This is a genomic window from Lentibacillus sp. L22 (assembly GCF_040812445.1).
In the GTDB taxonomy this organism is placed as follows: Bacteria; Bacillota; Bacilli; order Bacillales; family Amphibacillaceae; genus Lentibacillus_C; species Lentibacillus_C daqui.
Genome location: NZ_JBFNXI010000056.1, coordinates 1 through 18,563 on the forward strand (window position 1 = coordinate 1; position 18,563 = coordinate 18,563).

At 35.9% G+C, this 18,563-nt stretch carries 18 protein-coding genes and 1 pseudogene; 3 read left to right on the forward strand and 16 right to left on the reverse strand.

Features of this window, described 5'->3' with window-relative positions; all coding sequences use genetic code 11:
- Positions 1-82 precede the first annotated feature (82 nt).
- The 14 genes and pseudogenes from ABRT01_RS16370 to ABRT01_RS16435 form a co-directional block, all read right to left on the reverse strand.
- Positions 83-1,234: an MFS transporter gene (locus tag ABRT01_RS16370; RefSeq protein ID WP_269410976.1), complete on the reverse strand. Its 1,152-nt coding sequence runs from the start codon at positions 1,232-1,234 to the stop codon at positions 83-85.
- Between the two features lie 243 nt (positions 1,235-1,477).
- Entirely contained in the window at positions 1,478-1,660 is a 183-nt protein-coding gene (locus ABRT01_RS16375; protein ID WP_269410975.1) for a hypothetical protein, read from the reverse strand.
- Positions 1,661-2,236: 576 nt separating this feature from the next.
- Positions 2,237-2,626, reverse strand: a complete 390-nt coding sequence (locus ABRT01_RS16380) for an RDD family protein (RefSeq protein ID WP_269410974.1) — start codon at positions 2,624-2,626, stop codon at positions 2,237-2,239.
- Positions 2,627-2,929: 303 nt separating this feature from the next.
- The gene (locus ABRT01_RS16385) at positions 2,930-4,393 is read right to left on the reverse strand and encodes an Msr family ABC-F type ribosomal protection protein (protein ID WP_269410973.1); all 1,464 of its coding nucleotides are present in this window, start codon (positions 4,391-4,393) and stop codon (positions 2,930-2,932) included.
- A gap of 90 nt (positions 4,394-4,483) precedes the next feature.
- The gene (locus tag ABRT01_RS16390; protein ID WP_367748641.1) at positions 4,484-4,654 is read right to left on the reverse strand and encodes a putative RNA methyltransferase; all 171 of its coding nucleotides are present in this window, start codon (positions 4,652-4,654) and stop codon (positions 4,484-4,486) included.
- A gap of 377 nt (positions 4,655-5,031) precedes the next feature.
- Positions 5,032-5,076 (reverse strand): erythromycin resistance leader peptide, encoded by a 45-nt coding sequence (locus ABRT01_RS16395; RefSeq protein WP_367748662.1) that lies wholly within the window; start codon positions 5,074-5,076, stop codon positions 5,032-5,034.
- Between the two features lie 284 nt (positions 5,077-5,360).
- On the reverse strand, positions 5,361-5,774 hold the full coding sequence (locus ABRT01_RS16400; protein ID WP_269410972.1) for a hypothetical protein: 414 nt from the start codon (positions 5,772-5,774) through the stop codon (positions 5,361-5,363).
- Complete coding sequence (locus tag ABRT01_RS16405) at positions 5,764-5,976, reverse strand: helix-turn-helix transcriptional regulator (RefSeq protein ID WP_269410971.1); 213 nt, start codon at positions 5,974-5,976, stop codon at positions 5,764-5,766. Before ABRT01_RS16405 ends, ABRT01_RS16400 begins: the two co-directional genes overlap by 11 nt.
- A gap of 580 nt (positions 5,977-6,556) precedes the next feature.
- Entirely contained in the window at positions 6,557-6,874 is a 318-nt protein-coding gene (locus tag ABRT01_RS16410) for a hypothetical protein (RefSeq protein ID WP_269412419.1), read from the reverse strand.
- 257 nt (positions 6,875-7,131) lie between these two features.
- On the reverse strand, positions 7,132-7,524 hold the full coding sequence (locus ABRT01_RS16415; protein ID WP_367748646.1) for a hypothetical protein: 393 nt from the start codon (positions 7,522-7,524) through the stop codon (positions 7,132-7,134).
- A gap of 13 nt (positions 7,525-7,537) precedes the next feature.
- Positions 7,538-7,999, reverse strand: a complete 462-nt coding sequence (locus ABRT01_RS16420; RefSeq protein ID WP_269410968.1) for an ATP-binding cassette domain-containing protein — start codon at positions 7,997-7,999, stop codon at positions 7,538-7,540.
- A 109-nt stretch (positions 8,000-8,108) separates the two neighbouring features.
- Positions 8,109-8,675 carry a DUF2812 domain-containing protein gene (locus ABRT01_RS16425; RefSeq protein ID WP_367748650.1) on the reverse strand — a complete coding sequence of 189 codons (567 nt, stop codon included), beginning with the start codon at positions 8,673-8,675 and terminating at the stop codon, positions 8,109-8,111.
- Positions 8,662-8,979 carry a PadR family transcriptional regulator gene (locus tag ABRT01_RS16430; RefSeq protein WP_269410966.1) on the reverse strand — a complete coding sequence of 106 codons (318 nt, stop codon included), beginning with the start codon at positions 8,977-8,979 and terminating at the stop codon, positions 8,662-8,664. Before ABRT01_RS16430 ends, ABRT01_RS16425 begins: the two co-directional genes overlap by 14 nt.
- Before the next feature lie 421 nt (positions 8,980-9,400).
- Positions 9,401-9,670: pseudogene (locus ABRT01_RS16435) on the reverse strand (hypothetical protein); the annotation flags it as partial.
- A 149-nt stretch (positions 9,671-9,819) separates the two neighbouring features.
- Here ABRT01_RS16435 and ABRT01_RS16440 point away from each other — a divergent pair.
- The gene (locus ABRT01_RS16440) at positions 9,820-10,260 is read left to right on the forward strand and encodes a cell wall hydrolase (RefSeq protein WP_269410964.1); all 441 of its coding nucleotides are present in this window, start codon (positions 9,820-9,822) and stop codon (positions 10,258-10,260) included.
- 558 nt (positions 10,261-10,818) lie between these two features.
- Here the strand turns inward: ABRT01_RS16440 and ABRT01_RS16445 are convergent.
- Complete coding sequence (locus tag ABRT01_RS16445) at positions 10,819-11,193, reverse strand: VOC family protein (RefSeq protein WP_367748654.1); 375 nt, start codon at positions 11,191-11,193, stop codon at positions 10,819-10,821.
- Positions 11,194-12,102: 909 nt separating this feature from the next.
- On the opposite strand from ABRT01_RS16445, the gene ABRT01_RS16450 reads away from it, so the two are divergent.
- Positions 12,103-14,289 carry a Xaa-Pro dipeptidyl-peptidase gene (locus ABRT01_RS16450; protein ID WP_367748657.1) on the forward strand — a complete coding sequence of 729 codons (2,187 nt, stop codon included), beginning with the start codon at positions 12,103-12,105 and terminating at the stop codon, positions 14,287-14,289.
- Positions 14,290-14,783: 494 nt separating this feature from the next.
- Here ABRT01_RS16450 and ABRT01_RS16455 read toward each other — a convergent pair whose 3' ends face one another.
- Positions 14,784-15,032 (reverse strand): hypothetical protein, encoded by a 249-nt coding sequence (locus tag ABRT01_RS16455; protein ID WP_269410960.1) that lies wholly within the window; start codon positions 15,030-15,032, stop codon positions 14,784-14,786.
- 690 nt (positions 15,033-15,722) lie between these two features.
- On the opposite strand from ABRT01_RS16455, the gene ABRT01_RS16460 reads away from it, so the two are divergent.
- Positions 15,723-18,434, forward strand: coding sequence for a penicillin acylase family protein (locus ABRT01_RS16460; protein ID WP_269410959.1), 2,712 nt, complete (start codon positions 15,723-15,725; stop codon positions 18,432-18,434).
- Positions 18,435-18,563 lie beyond the last annotated feature (129 nt).

Sequence of the window (18,563 nt, forward strand, 5' to 3'; positions counted from 1 at the left end):
TACACTTTTTTTAGTGTAAGCTCCTACGCCTTAATTTTTATTTACTGGAGTTTTGTCCCAGCCTCTTCATTATTAAATCTATTTATTTCTTTTTATTTAAATAATCCCTATAAACTAAAACAGCGACAACAATAAAACTAAAACTTACAATCCGAAAAATCATCTCCAAACTAATCCATTCAGCTAAAATACCTAATAGGAATGCGCTAACTCCAACACCGACGTCGAAGCTGGAAAAAAAGGTTGCATTAGCTGCACCACTTTTTTCTTCACTTACATTTTGAACTGCCATTGTTTGTAGACATGGCATAACCGTTCCATAACCTGCTCCAAATAAAATCGCCGCGATAATAAGATGAAAGTCGTTAGTTGCAAAAGACAACACAACTAAAGATAAAAATCCTAAAATGGCAGACACAATGATGATAGACCAAGGTCCTTTTCTATCATACCATTTCCCTGTATACGGACGTAAAAAAGTTGAAACTGTCGCATTGACAAGGAAAAACAGAAAAATATTATCCAAGTTCCGTTGTTCTCCAAAAACAACTAAGAACGTAATAATCGCTCCAAAACCGAGTGTTGTAATAACCGTCAGTAATGCTGGGAACCATGCACTTTTTTCAAAAATCATATCAAAAAAACGAAATGGTTCTTTCTCTCTCTTTATTGGTTCAGGCGATTTAACGAATAAAAGTGCAATGAACGCTAATAGGCTGAGTATAACTGATGACCAAATTACAATGTCAAAAGAATAAAAGTCATATATAAAGATACCTAAACTCTGTGCTATGATCGCCCCGACTGTTGTTGAAACAGAGAAATACCCTAATCCTTCTCCTAAGCGTGATTTAGGAATCGAGTCGACTGCTATTGTACTATTAGCTGTTGTTGATACGCCCCATGCGGTACCATGAAAAAATCGTAACAATAGCAACATCCATATAATGTTAAGAAAAGGATAAACAAGCGTAATTATCATTAACATTGCACTTGCACCGATGGCTAATGCTTTCCGTTTGTTATCAATTAGAAAGTGCCCTACGAAAGGTCTAATTAATACAGCGCCTATCGTGAATAATGTTGTCACTAAACCTATTTGCATGGGAGACGCATCAAGGCTAGTCATGTAAGCCGGTAAAATAGGAAGCAACATTTCAAACCCAATAAAAACTAAAAAGTTACTAATGAATATGAAAATAAATGATTTGTTAAATATTCTTTGATTTGCCATATAGAAATTCCTCGCTTCTAAATTTTTTAATTCAATTCAGAAGCGTCTGGAACACTGAAACGTTTCTATATTGCCTAAGTTTTTTAAGCACTAGTCTCACCCTTTCTATCTTTCTAACTACTGAATCTAATACAATATCTAATACAATAAGAGGCCTTGTATACATACAAATCCAATATTTTGCCCTTTAGAACAAAAAAGATGCCGGCAAAAAACCGGCATCAATTAATTGTTTAGTTTTAATTAGAATGCACTAACAATTATATTGTCTTCTTTAAACCTGAAATAATGAGACAAAAAGTTTCCGGAAACTGTTTTCCATATGGAGTTTACTAAAAAAGGACAGACGGATCCCGTTGCACGTAAATCTCCTAATTGTAAAAATGTCTTTACTTCTTCTGCTATACTTCTGAAAACAGTTTCCATTACTCTTTGCCTCCTTTCTCAATGATTAATGTTATCTATTCTAGTCCATCTTGATAAAAAAAACAACCCACTTCAAAGTTCATTATTGGCAAATTCCATGTTAGTCTATCCCGTATGAAGTACTTGGAAAATAGATGATTCCACCAACTCTTTTTTAGAGCGTTTTCGGTGGTTGCTGTAGTTTTAAAAGGTAAGAGAATTCCATGCTACCTGATTTAAAATATTTTCTTGTTAATAAAACTATAATATTTCCTAAGCATTATAACCAAAGGAAACCACAAATACTATAGCAAATATTGATAAAAGGATAATAATCAAATAAATTATAGTTACTACTATTATTAGACTTTTGGATATACTAGAATACTTTTTCCAAGTGAACAGAAGAAAAAACAAACATATAACTATAATAATTAAAAAAACAGAAAGAAGCATATAATGTTCCTTAATCATAAACCACAAATCCATTTTATCCGCCTCTTTCCATGATAAAGTCGTTTAAGCCCGCAGCATGTTTACTTAAGAATGAGGTTTCTATGCCTTCTTATTGACCTTCATAGATGACACTTTCAACATTTAAAGTTCTTTGACTACAGTACCTGAAAAGCGATCGTGGGGAAATATCGATCCAGCTTTTTCTTCAAACGTTTTGGGGCTTTTCAAGTAATCAATAGTGCCCACTGTATCCCGGTAGCCCATACGCTTAATGATCTGACTGGATGTTAACTCAGAATCCTCTTGACTCTCAAGCTCCAGCCGCATTTTTTTGTAACCAATTGTTTTCCCACTTTTGCGCAACTGTGCATACTCAAGTGTCCACATTACGATGGTTGGCGTCACTACAGCATGGACCATTTCACTTTTCACTTTTTTCCGCAAGAAATACTCAACACCAGCAGTCAAAGCACTTGAAATTGCCAAGTCAATCAGAAACGCCTTCATACGTTTTTTCGTAATGGATTCCATTAAAGTCCTCCTAATTACCTACACGCTTTAGCGATATATTTTCAGGGTACCCTTCTGTTCTTTACCACATATAATAGACCGATTGTTGAATTACCACAACTCTGTTAGTCAACTTATTATATCGAACTTTATTATAAATGATCACCTCTCTCTTCCTTCCGCTCTGGATACCAACTTTTTAGCATGGGGAAGAGGAAAGTAACAGCTATATATAGTAGAAATAAGATTGGGAAGACAAGTATAGTGCAATACTACATCCCTAATATCTCAATGGACCCTTACAACCCTTCACAGTTTTTTACATTAACTTCTTAATATTAATTTTTGTTCCTCTATGACATAAACACAATCAGCTACTCTATCAACAAAGGTTCGATCATGCGATACAAGAAGTACAGTTCCTTCATATCCTTTCAAAAAGCATTCCAATGCTTCAATGCAAAAAACATCCAAAAAGTTTGTGGGTTCATCTAAAACGAGAACATTGTATCTTCCTAGAAAAAGTTGACACAAAGCCAGACGAATAGTCTCTCCACCGCTTAAATTACGGACATTCTTTTTTAAATCATTTCCTTTAAAACTCATAGAATGCAGAGCAGAGCGAATTTTACTCTCATCGTAATCACTTTTTTCCTTCATAAATTCCATTATCGTTTCATCTTTGGTAAACTGATATTCCATTTGTTCATAAACGCCAATAACTGCTTTTGGTGAAATAGTGATTCCCTCACCCCTTTGTAAGATATGTCGAAGCAAAGTTGTTTTGCCTGAACCGTTTTTACCTGTAATAGCAATGGTCTTGCCTAACGAAAATTGAAAGCTCGATTCATTGAGAAGTGTCTTCTCCCCAGCCTTTAGATTTAACTGATCCGCCATTATCGGAAATTTATTGTGTAACTGAAGGGCACCAGATTGGTGAAATCGAATGACTTCCTCTTCTTTAGGTGCTTCTACCGCTTCAAGTTGTTCCACTCTTTGCTCTATCGCCTTTGCTGCCCGCTGAACTGCCTTCTGACTTGTATCCTTTGATTTCGTCATAAACATTTTATTCGCCTTTGCTTTTGCTTCCTTTTTAGAAATATGTCCATTTGCCTGTGTAATTTTTTTAGCCTTCTTCATTTTTTCTTCTGCAGCTTTCATAAGACGTGATTTTTCTTTAACGTACTTTTCATGTTGTTCCCGCTGCTGCCTTTTCTGAAGCTCAATTTGTGCTACATAATCCGAATAGTTCCCTGTATATTCCGTTACTAATCCATCTTCCACTTCCCAAATCCTTGTCACAAGTTTATCTAGTACATATCTATCGTGACTCACGACGATTAAAGTACCATAATAGTAGCTCAATTCCTCGATAAAAAACTGGATACCATCTGCGTCAAGATGCGTTGTTGGTTCGTCAATCAATAATCCTTCATGATAGTTTGAGAAAATTTGGGCTAACTTTAGTCTCGTCTGTTCTCCACCGCTAAAGTTTTCAATTTCCGTTTCCGGAATAGACAGTTTCCCTTTTAAACCGTAATCTACCTCGGTTTTCTTTGGGATTGTTAGTTGATCAAAATAGGCAAAATCTATAAATCGTTTCACTTGACCTTTTTCCGGCTTAATTTGACCATTTATAAGTTTTAACAAGGTACTCTTACCAGCACCGTTTTTTCCAACAATTCCAATCCGGTCAAACTGGTGCACAGCCAGTCGGGGGATGTTTAATACCACTCTATCTGAAAATGAAAGTTCAATATTATCCAATTCAACACATACATTTTCCATTAATCTCTACACCCTTTCGTCGGCTTATTTATTCCGACCAATAGTTCTAAATCAACAGTAACCTCAGAAATATCTCGATTTATCATTCGATCACAAAACCAGCATGTTTACATATCCTTGTTTCGCAAAATCAAACGTATGATTATTCAAGCAAACAAGGATTTTTAAATGAGTGACCTTCATTGGCCTTTTACAAAGCGGACGACTAAATAGATGAACATACCTATTAACAAATTCAGTACTTTTTTCTTTATTAGTCATGGTTTCTTCCTTTCAATATAAAAAAATCACAAGCATCTGCCTGTGATTCGAGAGTAAAGGGAAAAAGACCTATCCTTATTCCATTAGGGCTTAATAAAAGCCGTCAGCAAATAAACCTGCCCTTGATCCAAACAATGAAAGGCTAAAATTAGACAAAAATAAAGAAAGGCAGAACAAGTCTCCTTTCTATGCACTACATATTTTTATCCGCTTTAATCAAGACGATTAAGCCCCCTATAAATAGTTCGTTATGCGGGGAACAAATTGCTCAAAAAAGTGGACAAATATTTCTCAAATATGAAATGAAGATTATTAAAAAAGGACAGACTAATTCCGTTTACTCTGTTTACACAAACAGAGCCTTTGACCATATTCAATTACTGGTTCAAAGTTTGGAATCGTAGTCTCATTGCATGTGTCATTTTTTAATAATCCTCCTATCGTTTAAAATTTAATATTAATTGTAGTCTATCTTTCAATAAAAGTCAAAGGACAGGAGGTTAGACTTTTTTTAAAACATCGCAACTTTATTTTAAATATACAAAATCTGTAGCTTTAAAATAAAGTTTGATCAAAATCAACTTGCAAACCTGCATTTTATGTTAAATTAAAAGAACCCGTTTTGAAAAAAGATTGATCAAAATAGATTTTGGTTAAGAGCCTATAATTTCTTACATAAATAACGATGTATTACTCGCAATGAAACCTACAATTTATTTTCATAATATCTTTTTACAAGAGGACGGATGATGATACTTATTATGAGTAAAGAAAATATTAGCGTTTGTCCTACTACGGATACATTAAGATAAACTGAAAGAACCGCAGCGATAAGGGTAAAGCCACTCATAATAAAATTTTCTGTTTCTCCAGACTTGGCATTGATCAATACATTGCGTTCATCGTGCACCTCAATTTCACTTCTCTTTTCACCTTTTTCAGTCGTTGTGTCCCTCTTATTTTCTATATAAGTTTGTATAGAGATGCCCGCCAATGCAATTCCTAATCCACTAATACCAAATGGCACCTCATCGCCTATAAGACTAATAACAAATGTACCAATACCAATTACTGATAACACGATAGTAATGATCAAGTTTCGTAACTCTTTATTGTTCATTTTTATCATCCTCCTCAAAAATAAATAAATCTTCAATACTGACCTTAAATATTTGTGCAATTTTGTAAGCTAAAAGAACAGAAGGATTATATTTCCCCTTTTCCAAAGAAATGATGGTTCTTGAAGAAACAGAAACCAAATCAGCTAATTGCTGCTGAGTAATATTCGATTCCTTCCTAAAATCTTTAATACGGTTTTTCATCTACATCATCCTAAACAAAATGAAGGTTGCCTCATGTGAAGTTTATTTCATATGAAGTTAACTTCACATTAATATGAATAAAAGCTCTTGTCAATAGTAAAAAGGTACAAATTCATGGATTAAAAGAATTTGCACCTTTTCATCTCTTTACAAAAACACCCTACACATCCATATTCCACCGTTAACAGAAAAACCTATTTCGAAAAAAAGATTGATCAAAATAGATTCATTCTCTGTGAATAATATTAACAATATGGCTGATTGCTGTATAACCTTATATTACCTTTACAACAGGAAACCCCTTTCAGATAAAGCATATCCAAAGGGGTTTAACGGTGCAACTTTTTTAAAAACAGTTAAACTTTATTTCAAAGCCAAAGCTGGTGCCAGGCTTCCTGAACATGACGAAGTGGAATACGTTTAACATCAACCCCGAGTTGGTTGTCTCTTGTCAATTAACTTCTTAAATAATCGATGACATCTTCAAAGTCTGGGTCCTCCCCACCTGTTTTGAAATAAACAATGTCATCTGAAGTTTTTAATGGAATAAGACGTTTGAATTTTTTAAACAACTTTATTGTCATTCAACGCTATCTCGATATACAATCAAGGTAAGTGCATTTAATAAGATGGTAACAATAACAAGAACAGCCGAGGCAGATGCAACAGCACCCATTGTGTCCATAAGAGCAGACCAATCCTCAATCTTTACTAGATGATAGTTATAGAAAATCTGAAAACATATCGAAATAGCACACGCACTAATACTGATAATGGAAAAGACAACCCATTTCTTATTCACCTGCTTTTTATCTCGTAGGAGATTAAAAACAGGAATTATCCAGGCAATTAATCCAAGCGCGAGACTGCCAATGTTAAGCCAACCAGCATCAATCATATATATCATCCCTTTATATTTTTCTACTTTCTTCTCCAACAATATGGACCGATCGCGGTATAACCTTGTACCAATACCCCTTTGGAAAAGCATATCCAAAGGGGTATAACTTCGCAACTATTTTATAAACATCGTGACTTTGTTTATTGTTTACAGTGTCTTGGGCATCCTCGGTTCTTTTAAAAGTTTTGCAGCACACTCCAACAACCAAATGTCCCTTTTTAAATAATTCTTTTAAATTGTAACTAACATAATTTTTAATACTTAGTATCATGATATTCACCTCTGAATTTGTTCATATAGGCTTCACGAAGCGTTTTCTTCTCAACAGTGAAATCAATTAATCTTATTCCCAATTGGTTCAAAAGCTGGAAGACTTCAGCATTTTCTACTTCCGTTTCAATTTTAATAGTTTTTTCACTTGAGTATATGATACGTCCGAGTTCTTGATAATTGACGAATGTTGTAAGCTCAGCAGGAGTATCAAAAACCAATTTGAGAATATATTGGCTCTTGTTACTAAATTGTTGTTCCTCGAAAATAGTACCTTTTTCCAAAAACAAGATGCGATTACAAATAGTTTCAATATCTTCTAGTTTGTGGCTCGAAATCAAGACGCCGACATTCCACTCATCTGCCATCTTTTTCAATTGTTGTAATACTTCAAGATGTTTCTATATCCATACCATTTGTTGGTTCATCCAATATAACGTAACTTGGATTATTCAATAGACTTATAACTATACCTAATTTCTGCTTCATTCCCAAAGAGTATTCCTTCACCTTTTTATTCAATACATCAAATAATTGTAAGCCCTTTAGAAGTTCCTCGTATTCAACAAGTTTAAATGTATTTCCATAGATTTTTGATAAATAGGACAAATGTGCCAATCCAGTCTTATTACTGAACAGTTTAGGCTCCTCAATCAAGTATCCTACATAACTATTGCCTTCAACAGTTCCATCAAATGTCTGAATTGTTTGTGCAATGATCTTCATAAGTGTACTTTTTCCAGCACCATTACTCCCAATTAAACCGATTATTTCTCCTTGTTTGAATTCAAAAGATAAATCTTTTAAGACTACAGATCCATTATATTTCTTAGTAACTGAATTTACATGCATTTTATAATCCCCTTATATATTGTTATTAGCTAATTCCTTCGTTAAAAAAGAGGTGCAGCAGGATACATTCTGCCTTATAGAATTAATAAGCATGCTTGAACTCCCAGTGTTATTTTTCTTTTAGCAGTGAATACTTTCGATAAAACTTATAGGAAGTAGTACCAAAGAAAATACCAAGAAGTACAGGAGATAACTTCAAAAGGGCGAATGGAGTTTCAAATAAAAACGCCTTCCAAAATAAGTCGCCATGCATACTCCAAAGACCTTTATGATATAATTCTGAATAATTTGCACAGGGGATACCAACAAATAGCATAAGCATACATAGCGAAAGTGAATAACCCATCAATCTTTTATAATAATTAGCCATTGATTGGCGGTCTGAAAAGATTTCATTTTGATCACCATCTTCCTTTTGCCAATACTGTCTTCCACCCAGACGGTGCCCCTCTATGTGGCTCCAACCAAAATCCTCATATATCCCTTTGTATTCCATAAACTTTTTCTTTGGTAAATAATCTTGATAATCAAGTCGCATAACATATCTCTTGTCAGTTTTTTCGAAAGTGTATATTCCCAAACCACTAATATTTGTACAGCGATAGCCTTCTTGTAATTGCTTGTTCAACCATTGCTCTTCTTTTTCAATATCAAAAAACACCTTAAATATCTTCATTTGATTCTTCCCCTTCATACAAGGATAAAATATGCAATAGCCTTTCTTGCTCTATTTTCAAAATAGAGCTTCCTTCCGCAGTTATCATATAAATTTTTCTCCGGCCTGAGTTTCCAACAGGTTCAATCCAACCATGTTTATTCAAATTTTCAATTGCACCGTATAATGTACCAGCAGCTAAAATAACGGTACCATTACTCATTTCTTCTATCTTCTGCATTACGGCATAGCCGTGGAGTGGCTCACGTAATGCTAATAAAATATAATGCATGGTTTCAGACAACGGCAATAATTTGTGTTTCATACCTATACCCTCTATTCAGTTTAACTATATAGTTTGACTTTATAATAATGTAATACAGTTCAACTGAATAGTCAACAGCATTTTTAAGATTCATCTAAGGAACTTATAATACAACTTTTTATAATTGAGCGGAAATTTAATCTGAAAAAGTCGATTTCCTTTACATCGGGAAATCGACCTTTTGTGTAATCTTACTCAATTAAATGGCCCGGTTTAGCTTTAAAATAATGATTAATCAAAAACACCTTTCTAACCCACATTTCACATGAAATAAAAAGAATCTGTTTTGAAAAAAGATTGATCAAAACGGATTCCTCCCTGTGAATCAGTATACATTTTTATAAAAAAGTTTGATCACTTTATGGCTGGGATCCTTAACAATCTCGCCCGATTATGGAACAGTTAAAATTGACAAATAGAATTATTTAAGACGGTTATCCAAAGATTCAATTACCAGTTTAAGTGCAATTAAACGACGCTCATTTAATGTTTTTTGAGAGCTGCCTTCTTTTGCCTTTGCTATCTGTTTTTCGATAGATGGAATGAGACTTTGTAGAGCTTCTTTGGAGGTCAATATGGTTTCTTCGTTATGAGAAAAATCTTTCCCATTCCAAGTACCTTTAAGGCTTTTTAAACCAATTTTCACGGCATTTTGTCCCTTTTTGATAAGGGTTGTATTTGAACCTCTTCTGTTCCCGCTTCCAAAGTTGCCTTGTAATTCAGCTTGCTTGCTATTGAACCGCCAAAACCGCTAATTCACCCCCAAGCCAGCACTTACACCCCAAAAAGAAGGTGACGAATACAGGCTTTCTTTCATACTGTATTTTGGGGGTGAGAATAATGGCAAGAGTAGCTTTCCGAAATGCGGACGTTAACTTAATGGCAAGGATGATGAGAGCGGAGGCTGAAGGTGAGGGACAACAGGGAATGCTTTATGTTGGAAATGTAATTGTTAACCGTGATGTAGCAGATTGTGCTGACTTCAAGGATTTAAGATCAATTGAGGATGTCATTTTCCAAGTACAAGGAGGAAATTTCTCTTTTGAGGCTGTGCAAAAAGGCAATGTTTTTTATCAAAGGGCAAGAAACGTTGAAAAAAGATTAGCGAGAAGAAATTTAAGAGGTTGGCGGGAACACCCAGCGAAATATGCACTTTGGTACTTTAATCCATCTGGTCCATGTCCACAAACATGGTATGGCCAGCCCTTTACTGGTCAATATAAACAGCATTGTTTTTATGAACCAGAGGCTGGAACGTGTGACAGTGTTTACATGGGATGATAAGCAGGATCTGAATATAGTTTTAGAATCTTCATTGATAATGGAGATGAGCATCAATTTAATTAAATCGCTCTCCATTTATCGAAAGGGAGCTGCATAAATACTGTTGATTTATCAATGTTGGAACACCATCGCTTTATGATAAAATATACAGGATTTTATACATCGTTAATTTAAAGGTTTTCCCTCCCGGATCCACCTTTGAAAATGCATAAGATCCTGCATAAAAAATGAAATGGCCTAATGACTTAGGGATTGTCATTAAGGCAATCCTTTTATTAATGGGTAAATCGTTGATTCAAAGATGAACTCGTCTACGTACAATAAAGGGGGTGCGGGTATTATTTAGTCACCAAAGTGGAAGTTGATACTCCACTTTGGAATACATATTTTATTTTTAAAACAGGCGATTCCATCAACTCTTTTTCGGGGGTGTTTTCGGTAGTCGGCTGCAGCTGCTTCTAAATCTGCTTTCTTTTCTTCCTGTATGTTCATTAACGATTCTTTGCAAATCCAGCTATAGAGACAGGGGTAAATCCGCATAATGTTTATCATTTTTCAGATTGCATTGCTTAAAAAATTCACGGAACGGACGAAGGGAAACTGCAAATAATGTTTTCGGCTTATACTTACATCAATACCAAGTTCATGAAAATATTGTGCGTATTCATCTACATGCTGAAAATCAAGAATTGCAAATCGTCTCCCAGGTATTAGTACCCGAATCACTTCATTTGACAAGTCAGGTGCAGGAGTCCCAGAACCTCCCTCTGAAAGGAAACTGATTTGCGTTTCTATTTTTTCATGTGATCCGTATGTTACGATAAAATCCATATTCATTAATTGATCAAGTCCAAGTATTTCCTCATAGAAGTGTTTTGCCTTGGAAATGTCCTGCGTCTCAATATTGGTAACAATTTGTTTGACCTTCATCATTGCAGTCTCCTTAAAGTTTTAAATTTAAATAATTTTATTATTCCATAATTAGATTTTCAACGTATCAAATTCCCCAACCGAGAAACCTGCTTTAACCCGACCTTCAACGAGGTGTGTAAAGTGTTGTGTCTCCGTTGTAATCTTCCAGTTGTTGATCAACGGTCGTTTCCTATTGTTCATCAAATTTAACAAACCTTAACTAAACGCACTTCTAAATATGTAACATCTATGTCATATTTTACATCATTTTGCCACTTTTCAATTATTTGAATACTATTATATCTATTTGTTTTCAATTGGATTAAATTTATTAACTATATTCCGACACTTTTTTCTTTTTTGACGGTTACCCCCATACAAGCACCTTCTGACTTTAGAATTAGAATTATACATCCATCCCAGGTGATCTGATTCATGGTAAATTCATATTCTAGACTACTTACAACCAATTTTGCATGATTACGACCTTCTCCTATTTCTATTATCGACAAATTAGCCACAAATCTGTTGTCGGCTAGTAACTTTTGACCATCTTCTAAATAATTGCATAAATTCGACATAATTCTTCAGTATTTTTTTCTTAAATCTATTATACTTAGTTCAATTTGGAAGCCGGACTGTTTTATAGAGCACATTAAAAGTCTATTGATAGATTGTTGTTTAACAGTTACGGCTCTTTGATCTAGGGGGTGTACGTTATGTACATAACATAAATGGGTTAGAAACAACACGAGAAAATTGCTTCAGAATGGGCTGTCTATGGAATCAACGCGTACATCCACAGAAGTGGCTGATATTCAAATTGATTAGGAGGTAAACAAACATTTTACTGGCAAAAAACGGAAAGCAGTGCCCTTTAGCAAAAGTTCTGGGGATTGTCATCATTTATGAATGGAGGGATTAATTTTGGTTGGAAAGAAGAAGAAAAATAGATTTCTTGGAATCATGTTGTCGGTAGCCATAACACTGAGTATTTCGTTGCCAATGGTGGCAGATGCCAGTTCAAATGACAATTTTCAAGATATCACTGGATACCAGCTGGTTGATGGAGTTACAGAGCCAATCTACTCCTATGCTGATGCAATTAAAGAAACAATTTACGTAGAATCGGAATTGGATAGTGACCGTGACGGAAGGGCCGATCGTATTGCAGTAGACATTATACGACCAGAAGAAACGGAAGATGGACTTAAAGTGCCAGTTATTATGGATGCAAGCCCCTACTACGAAAAGCTTGGTCGTGGAAACGAGTCACAAATAAAAGATCCAGATGGGGATGGCGTAAATGATCTCTTCCCCCTGTATTATGATAATTATTTTGTCCCACGGGGATATGCAGTTGTACTGCCCGATATGGTAGGAACAAACAACTCTGATGGTTGCCCGACTACCGGGGGATTTGAAGAAATTGAAAGTGTTGAAGTCGTCATAGATTGGCTGAATGGTAAAGGAGAGGCACGAGATAAGGATGGTGAGATAGTTGAAGCAGAGTGGTCTACCGGTAAAGTAGGAATGATTGGAAAATCTTACGACGGTACATTAGCGAACGGTGTGGCCGCATCAGGAATTGAAGGCTTGGAAACGATTGTCCCGATCGGTGCTATTAGTAGCTGGTATGATTATTATCGTTATGGAGGTATTCCGTTTTATCGGAATGGTCCTTCAGGATTATCAAAAACGGTAACCAGCAGCTCCCATATAGATGCATGTGCTCCTGTTCGTGATAAAATACAGCATGAAGCAGATGATAAAACAGGTAACTACAATGAATTTTGGGAAGAGCGAGATTTTATCAAAGGTGCAGATAAGGTTCACGCAAGTGTGTTTATGATTCATGGTTTAAATGATTATAATGTAAAGACAAATAATTTTTCCAACTGGTGGGATGCTCTAGCAGAAAATGATGTGCCAAGAAAACTTTGGCTAGCCCAAACTGGTCATGTAGATCCATTTGATTTTCGCCGGGAAGAATGGGTCGATACGCTTCATCGTTGGTTTGATTATTGGTTAATGGGAATTGATAACGGAATTATGGATGAGCCAATGGTTGATATTGAGCGCGAAGCAGATGAATGGGAAACACATTCCAATTGGCCAGATAATGACTCGGAAAACGTTACCCTCAGACTTGCACCGGCGGATGATGAATTGCCAGGTACATTTCTAACAAGCCCATTGTTGGAAGACGTTACACAAACATATACAGATGATGCTGGACAAACGGAAATACAAATGGTCGAGGATGAATATACACAAAAGGAAAATCGCCTCATGTTCCTATCACCTGAACTGGATAAGGATGTACGATTAAGTGGTATTCCCGAAGTAAATATCGATGCAGTCGTTGATACGGATGATACAAATCTGACAGCCATGATCGTGGACTATGGTAAAGATGAGCGTGTTGATCATAACAATCAAGGGGAAGGAATCCGAACACTTGATGAAAAAACCTGCTGGGGAGAAGAATCAGAGGAAGATAGTCCATGTTATAAAGAAACTGAAAAGACAACCCATGTTGCCCCATATGAAATAGTGACACATGGATGGCTTGATGCCCAACATTGGCAGTCACTTGATGTTTCAGAACCGCTCGAAACCGGAAAGGAATATACATTTCAGTGGGATACTCTACCTGAGGACTATGTTTTCAAAAAAGGCCATCGATTGGGAGTTGTTATCGCTGGAAGTGATTATCAACGGTTAATTGCAGATACAAATCAGACAAATGTTGATGTAACCTTAGGCGAAAGCTATGTGAAATTACCTATTGTAGGCGGAAAGCAAGCACTAGACACAGCTTTTGGCTTTAATGGTGGAACATCACCAGAACAAATAGCGGACGTGCATGATGTAGTAGAATACTTTGCAGCAGAAGATGACTTTGCCGATAACTCAGTTTTAAAATCTTTGCAGATGCATTTAACAGCGGTGGAACGATTTGAAAATAAGCAAGCGGGAGAAAAGGTTGTTAAACATATGAAAGGGTTCAAACAATTGATTAACCATCAATTGAAAAATGATCTGATTTCCAACGAAGCTTACCTTGTTTTAAAGGCGGATGCAAATTATATCATTGACAAATGGAAATAAGAATCATGTTAATGGACCAAAACAAACCTTTATTTTCCCTGAAAGTAGCAAGATAAACAAGAAGATAAAAATATTTGGGGAATTTGAAAGGGTATAATTTTGAGTTGCTCATATCTACAGTTAATGAACAACATAGGAATGGGCCCTCTTAAAAAGAAAAAACTATGATCTACACAATAAATAGCGTGTGAAATCACCAAAAATTTCACATGCTATTTATTAATTATTAACATATCAAGTAGTATAAACCACCGCTTAGCAAGCAATAGAAATCTATTACCTTTTCTCAACACCAAAACTAGGTGAAAGCATATTATAACTTTTAAAATCAAAACTAGTAATTCTACATACCACTTCCTGCGTTATCATCAAACAAAGGGGCTTTTTGAAAATAACACTACAACGAAACGGGTCGTTTATGTCCAGTCTATATATTAAAGGTTCCAACAGAAAAGGCAGCTCCAGTGGTGATAATCACCTGGGGCATTTTCGTCTCAATCATAGTGCATTACAATGCGGACAATGAAGTTCCACTTCATCCCTATTATTTTTTCCACACTAAATTCACCAATTATATACTCAGGAACTTCATCGGTTCCATGGCAATCCAAACATTGAAACAATACCGTCTTCATTTCTACTTTAAACCACGTATCCAGCTTATGCTTTAAATCATAGGCTTCCTTTAAATGGGCGTCTATTTTTAATAATTGTTGAATCTCCTCCCGGACCTCGGAACACACCTTCTGACCTTAAAATTAGAATTATACGACCATCCCAGGTTAACTGAGTTCATAATGAATTCACATTCTAGACTACTTACAACCAATTTTACATGGTTAAAACTTCTTCCCTATTTCTATTATCGACAAATTATCTCAAGACCCTTTCCTAATTCAAGGAAAGTTTTATCGAATTTTATAATAAAAGAGGGCAGAAAACTGTCGAAATGGGTCGATTATTCCCAATACACATAAATGTATTCCGATGATAGCATTAAAAGTAGACTATCAAACATAGTAGATAACTATTTCCTATATCTTGATATGCTATCCTGGGGAAATAACAAGTCCCCAATATGAGAGCAAAGGAGATAATAACAACGCATTAAATTTAGAACTAGTTGTTTTAAAAATGTTGTCGCAAATATCCAGGTTTGATATGTATATGATTTAATCCTCCACCCCATTAGAATGGAGTGTTCTTTTTTTTGTGGTTGCCGACATTATACTTGTTGGTTCTTTAATCATTGCCATCGGATGTTCTTGAGGATAATTAGTATCTCCAAAATTTGGAGTGTTAATAAAAAATGGTGGCATTTCATAATCAGGTTAAACGGCTGATTATGAATCACATATAAAATCAATTGAAGGAGGGGGACGACGAGTTTAACTAAATGTGAGCTATAAATATATTATACGAGGAGTGAGTTCATGAAGAAGAAAATAGTAATGTTGGCATTTGTTTGTATGCTCTTCATTACACCTTTTTTATCAAGCGCTACAAGCATTACAAGTAATGCAAGCCCAAGTGACGTTACAACGACAATACATGAATTGGAGGGACTTAAAGAACCGGCCGAAATACTCGTGGACGATTGGGGAATACCACATATTTATGCATCATCTGAGGATGACGTTTATTTTGCACAAGGATTTAATGTTGCCCGTGATAGATTATTTCAAATGGATTTGTGGCGAAAGAATGGATTGGGAGAACTGTCAGAGGTTCTTGGTCCAGACTATTTAGAACAAGATAAAGCTAAACGATTATTTCTATATCGCGGTGATATAGAAGAAGAATGGGAAGCTTATGGCCCGAATACAGAAGAAATTGTGACATCGTTTACCGAAGGTATTAATGCCTATGTTGAAATGACAGAAGAGAACCCTGATCTACTTCCAGATGAATTTAATATCCTTAATTATAAGCCATCCAAATGGGAACCTGAGGATATTGTCCGTATTCGTAGTCATGGTTTAACTAGAAACATCAAAAATGAAGTGGCGAGAGCAATCACTTTACGTGAACATGGCGAAGATGCTGAAAGCATTCGTAATAGACTTGAACCAGAATGGGAAACAACCATACCGGAAGGTCTAGATCTTAATGACATTTCCGAAGATATATTAGATACCTATCAATTAGCAACCAGTGGAGTTAATTTTGATAGTGTAGAAAACAAGGTTGTGATAGACGACGTTGAAACTCAGGCTACTACTGAAGACTTAAACGAACAAATTAAGCAGAATATGAACCTTGGTAGTAATAACTGGGTTATCAGCCCTGAAAAATCAAAAACTGGCCGTCCGATAATGGCTAATGACCCTCATAGAGCGGTGGATGTTCCATCACTTCGTTATATTACGCATCTGTCTGCACCTGGATTAGATGTTATTGGAGGTGGTGAACCAGTTTTACCAGGTGTCTCGATTGGTCACAACGATACAAGCGCATGGGGTTTAACTATCTTTGGAATCGATCAGGAAGATCTTTACGTGTATGAAACAAATCCAGATAATTCATCAGAGTACCTATACGAAGATGATTGGGAAGAGATGACTTCAATATCAGAAGAAATCGTGGTAAAAGATGAGGGACAACAGGTAGAGGAACTAGAATTCACTCGACATGGTCCAGTTATTTATAAGGATGAGGAAAACAACCGTGCATATGCGGTAAAAGCAGCTTGGTTAGAACCTGGAATGGCTCCTTATTTGGGAAGTTTATCCTATATGGGTGCCGAAAGCTGGGATGAATTCTATGATGCAATGAATAAATGGGGATCGCCGTCTGAGAATCAAGTATATGCTGATACTAAAGGAAATATTGGATGGAAACCAGGCGGATTAACACCTGTGCGAGATAATTGGGATGGACTCTTGCCTGTACCTGGTGATGGCACCTATGAATGGGATGGTTATCTCGACCAAAATAATTTGCCAAACGAGTTTAATCCAGAGAGAGGGTGGATTGGCACAGCCAATCAAATGAATTTACCAGATGATTATGACTACGAAAAATATAAACTTGGATTTGACGCATGGGCCACACCATTTCGTTACCAACGTATTAAGGAAGTAATGGAAAGTAATGAAAAAATAGGAATTGAAGATTCACTGCAGTTACAAACAGACTATACATCAATTCCGGGTCAACGTATCACCAGTTTATTGGATGATCTACATTCTTCTGATGATAAATTAAACGATGCTTTGAATTTGTTAAAAGAATGGGATGGCGAATTATCCATTGAAACATCTGCCGGTACTTTGTTTGAAGTATGGTATCAATATCATTTACAAGATGCGGTTGTGAGAGAAATTATGTCGGAAGAGACAGCAAATCATATTGGATCTGGGGATCCTGTTGTCATCTTGGATCTATTAGAAAATCCAGATGAGCGTTTCGGTGAGCATCCTGAAAAAGTGCGTGATCATATTTTGTTATCAACCTTGGGTGATGCAATTGACCATGCGGAAGAACTACTTGGTCCAGAAATGGATGAATGGCGGTGGGGAGATTTGAAACATGCTTATTTAGAACATCCATTATCGAATTTAGTTGATGAGAAGCAAGCAGAAAAAATGAATATTGGCCCTCTCCCACGCGGTGGAAGTAAAGACACTGTTGGGGCTTCAGGATATAATTCAGATTTCCAACAAAATCATGGAGCAACCTTTAGGGTTGTAGTGGATGTTGGTGAATGGGATAATTCAATTGCCATGAACAGTCCCGGTCAATCGGGGGATCCCAATAGTAAATTCTATGGCAATTTGTTCGATAAATGGGCAAATGATGAGGCAATTCCATTATTATATAGCCGTGGTAAAATAGAAGAAGCAACAGACCGTCGTATTGTTTTATTACCGGATATGGATATTAGTGCAACCAGTATACAGACACTAGTTAATCACTTCGAAAAAGAGGGGGAATTTTCTAATGATGAATTCCCTCACTCTTTAAACCTTCATTTAACGGCTGTGAGTCACTTTGAAAAACAAGATAATGCAGAGAAAGTCGTCAAGCACATGAAAGGTTTTAAGAATCTACTTGATAACCAAAAAGATAATGGAGTAATTTCTGAACTTGCATATGACACACTCATGTCTCAAGCAAATAACTTAATTGAGAAATGGGAATAGATTTTAGGTTTTGAGTCTGTCTAATAGTTTTAGCCCTACAGCGGTTAAATTATGTAGGGCTTTTTCGGGTCAACACCAAAACCAATGGTTGATATTGATAGGTAAATATGGTAATGGTGCTAAATAAAT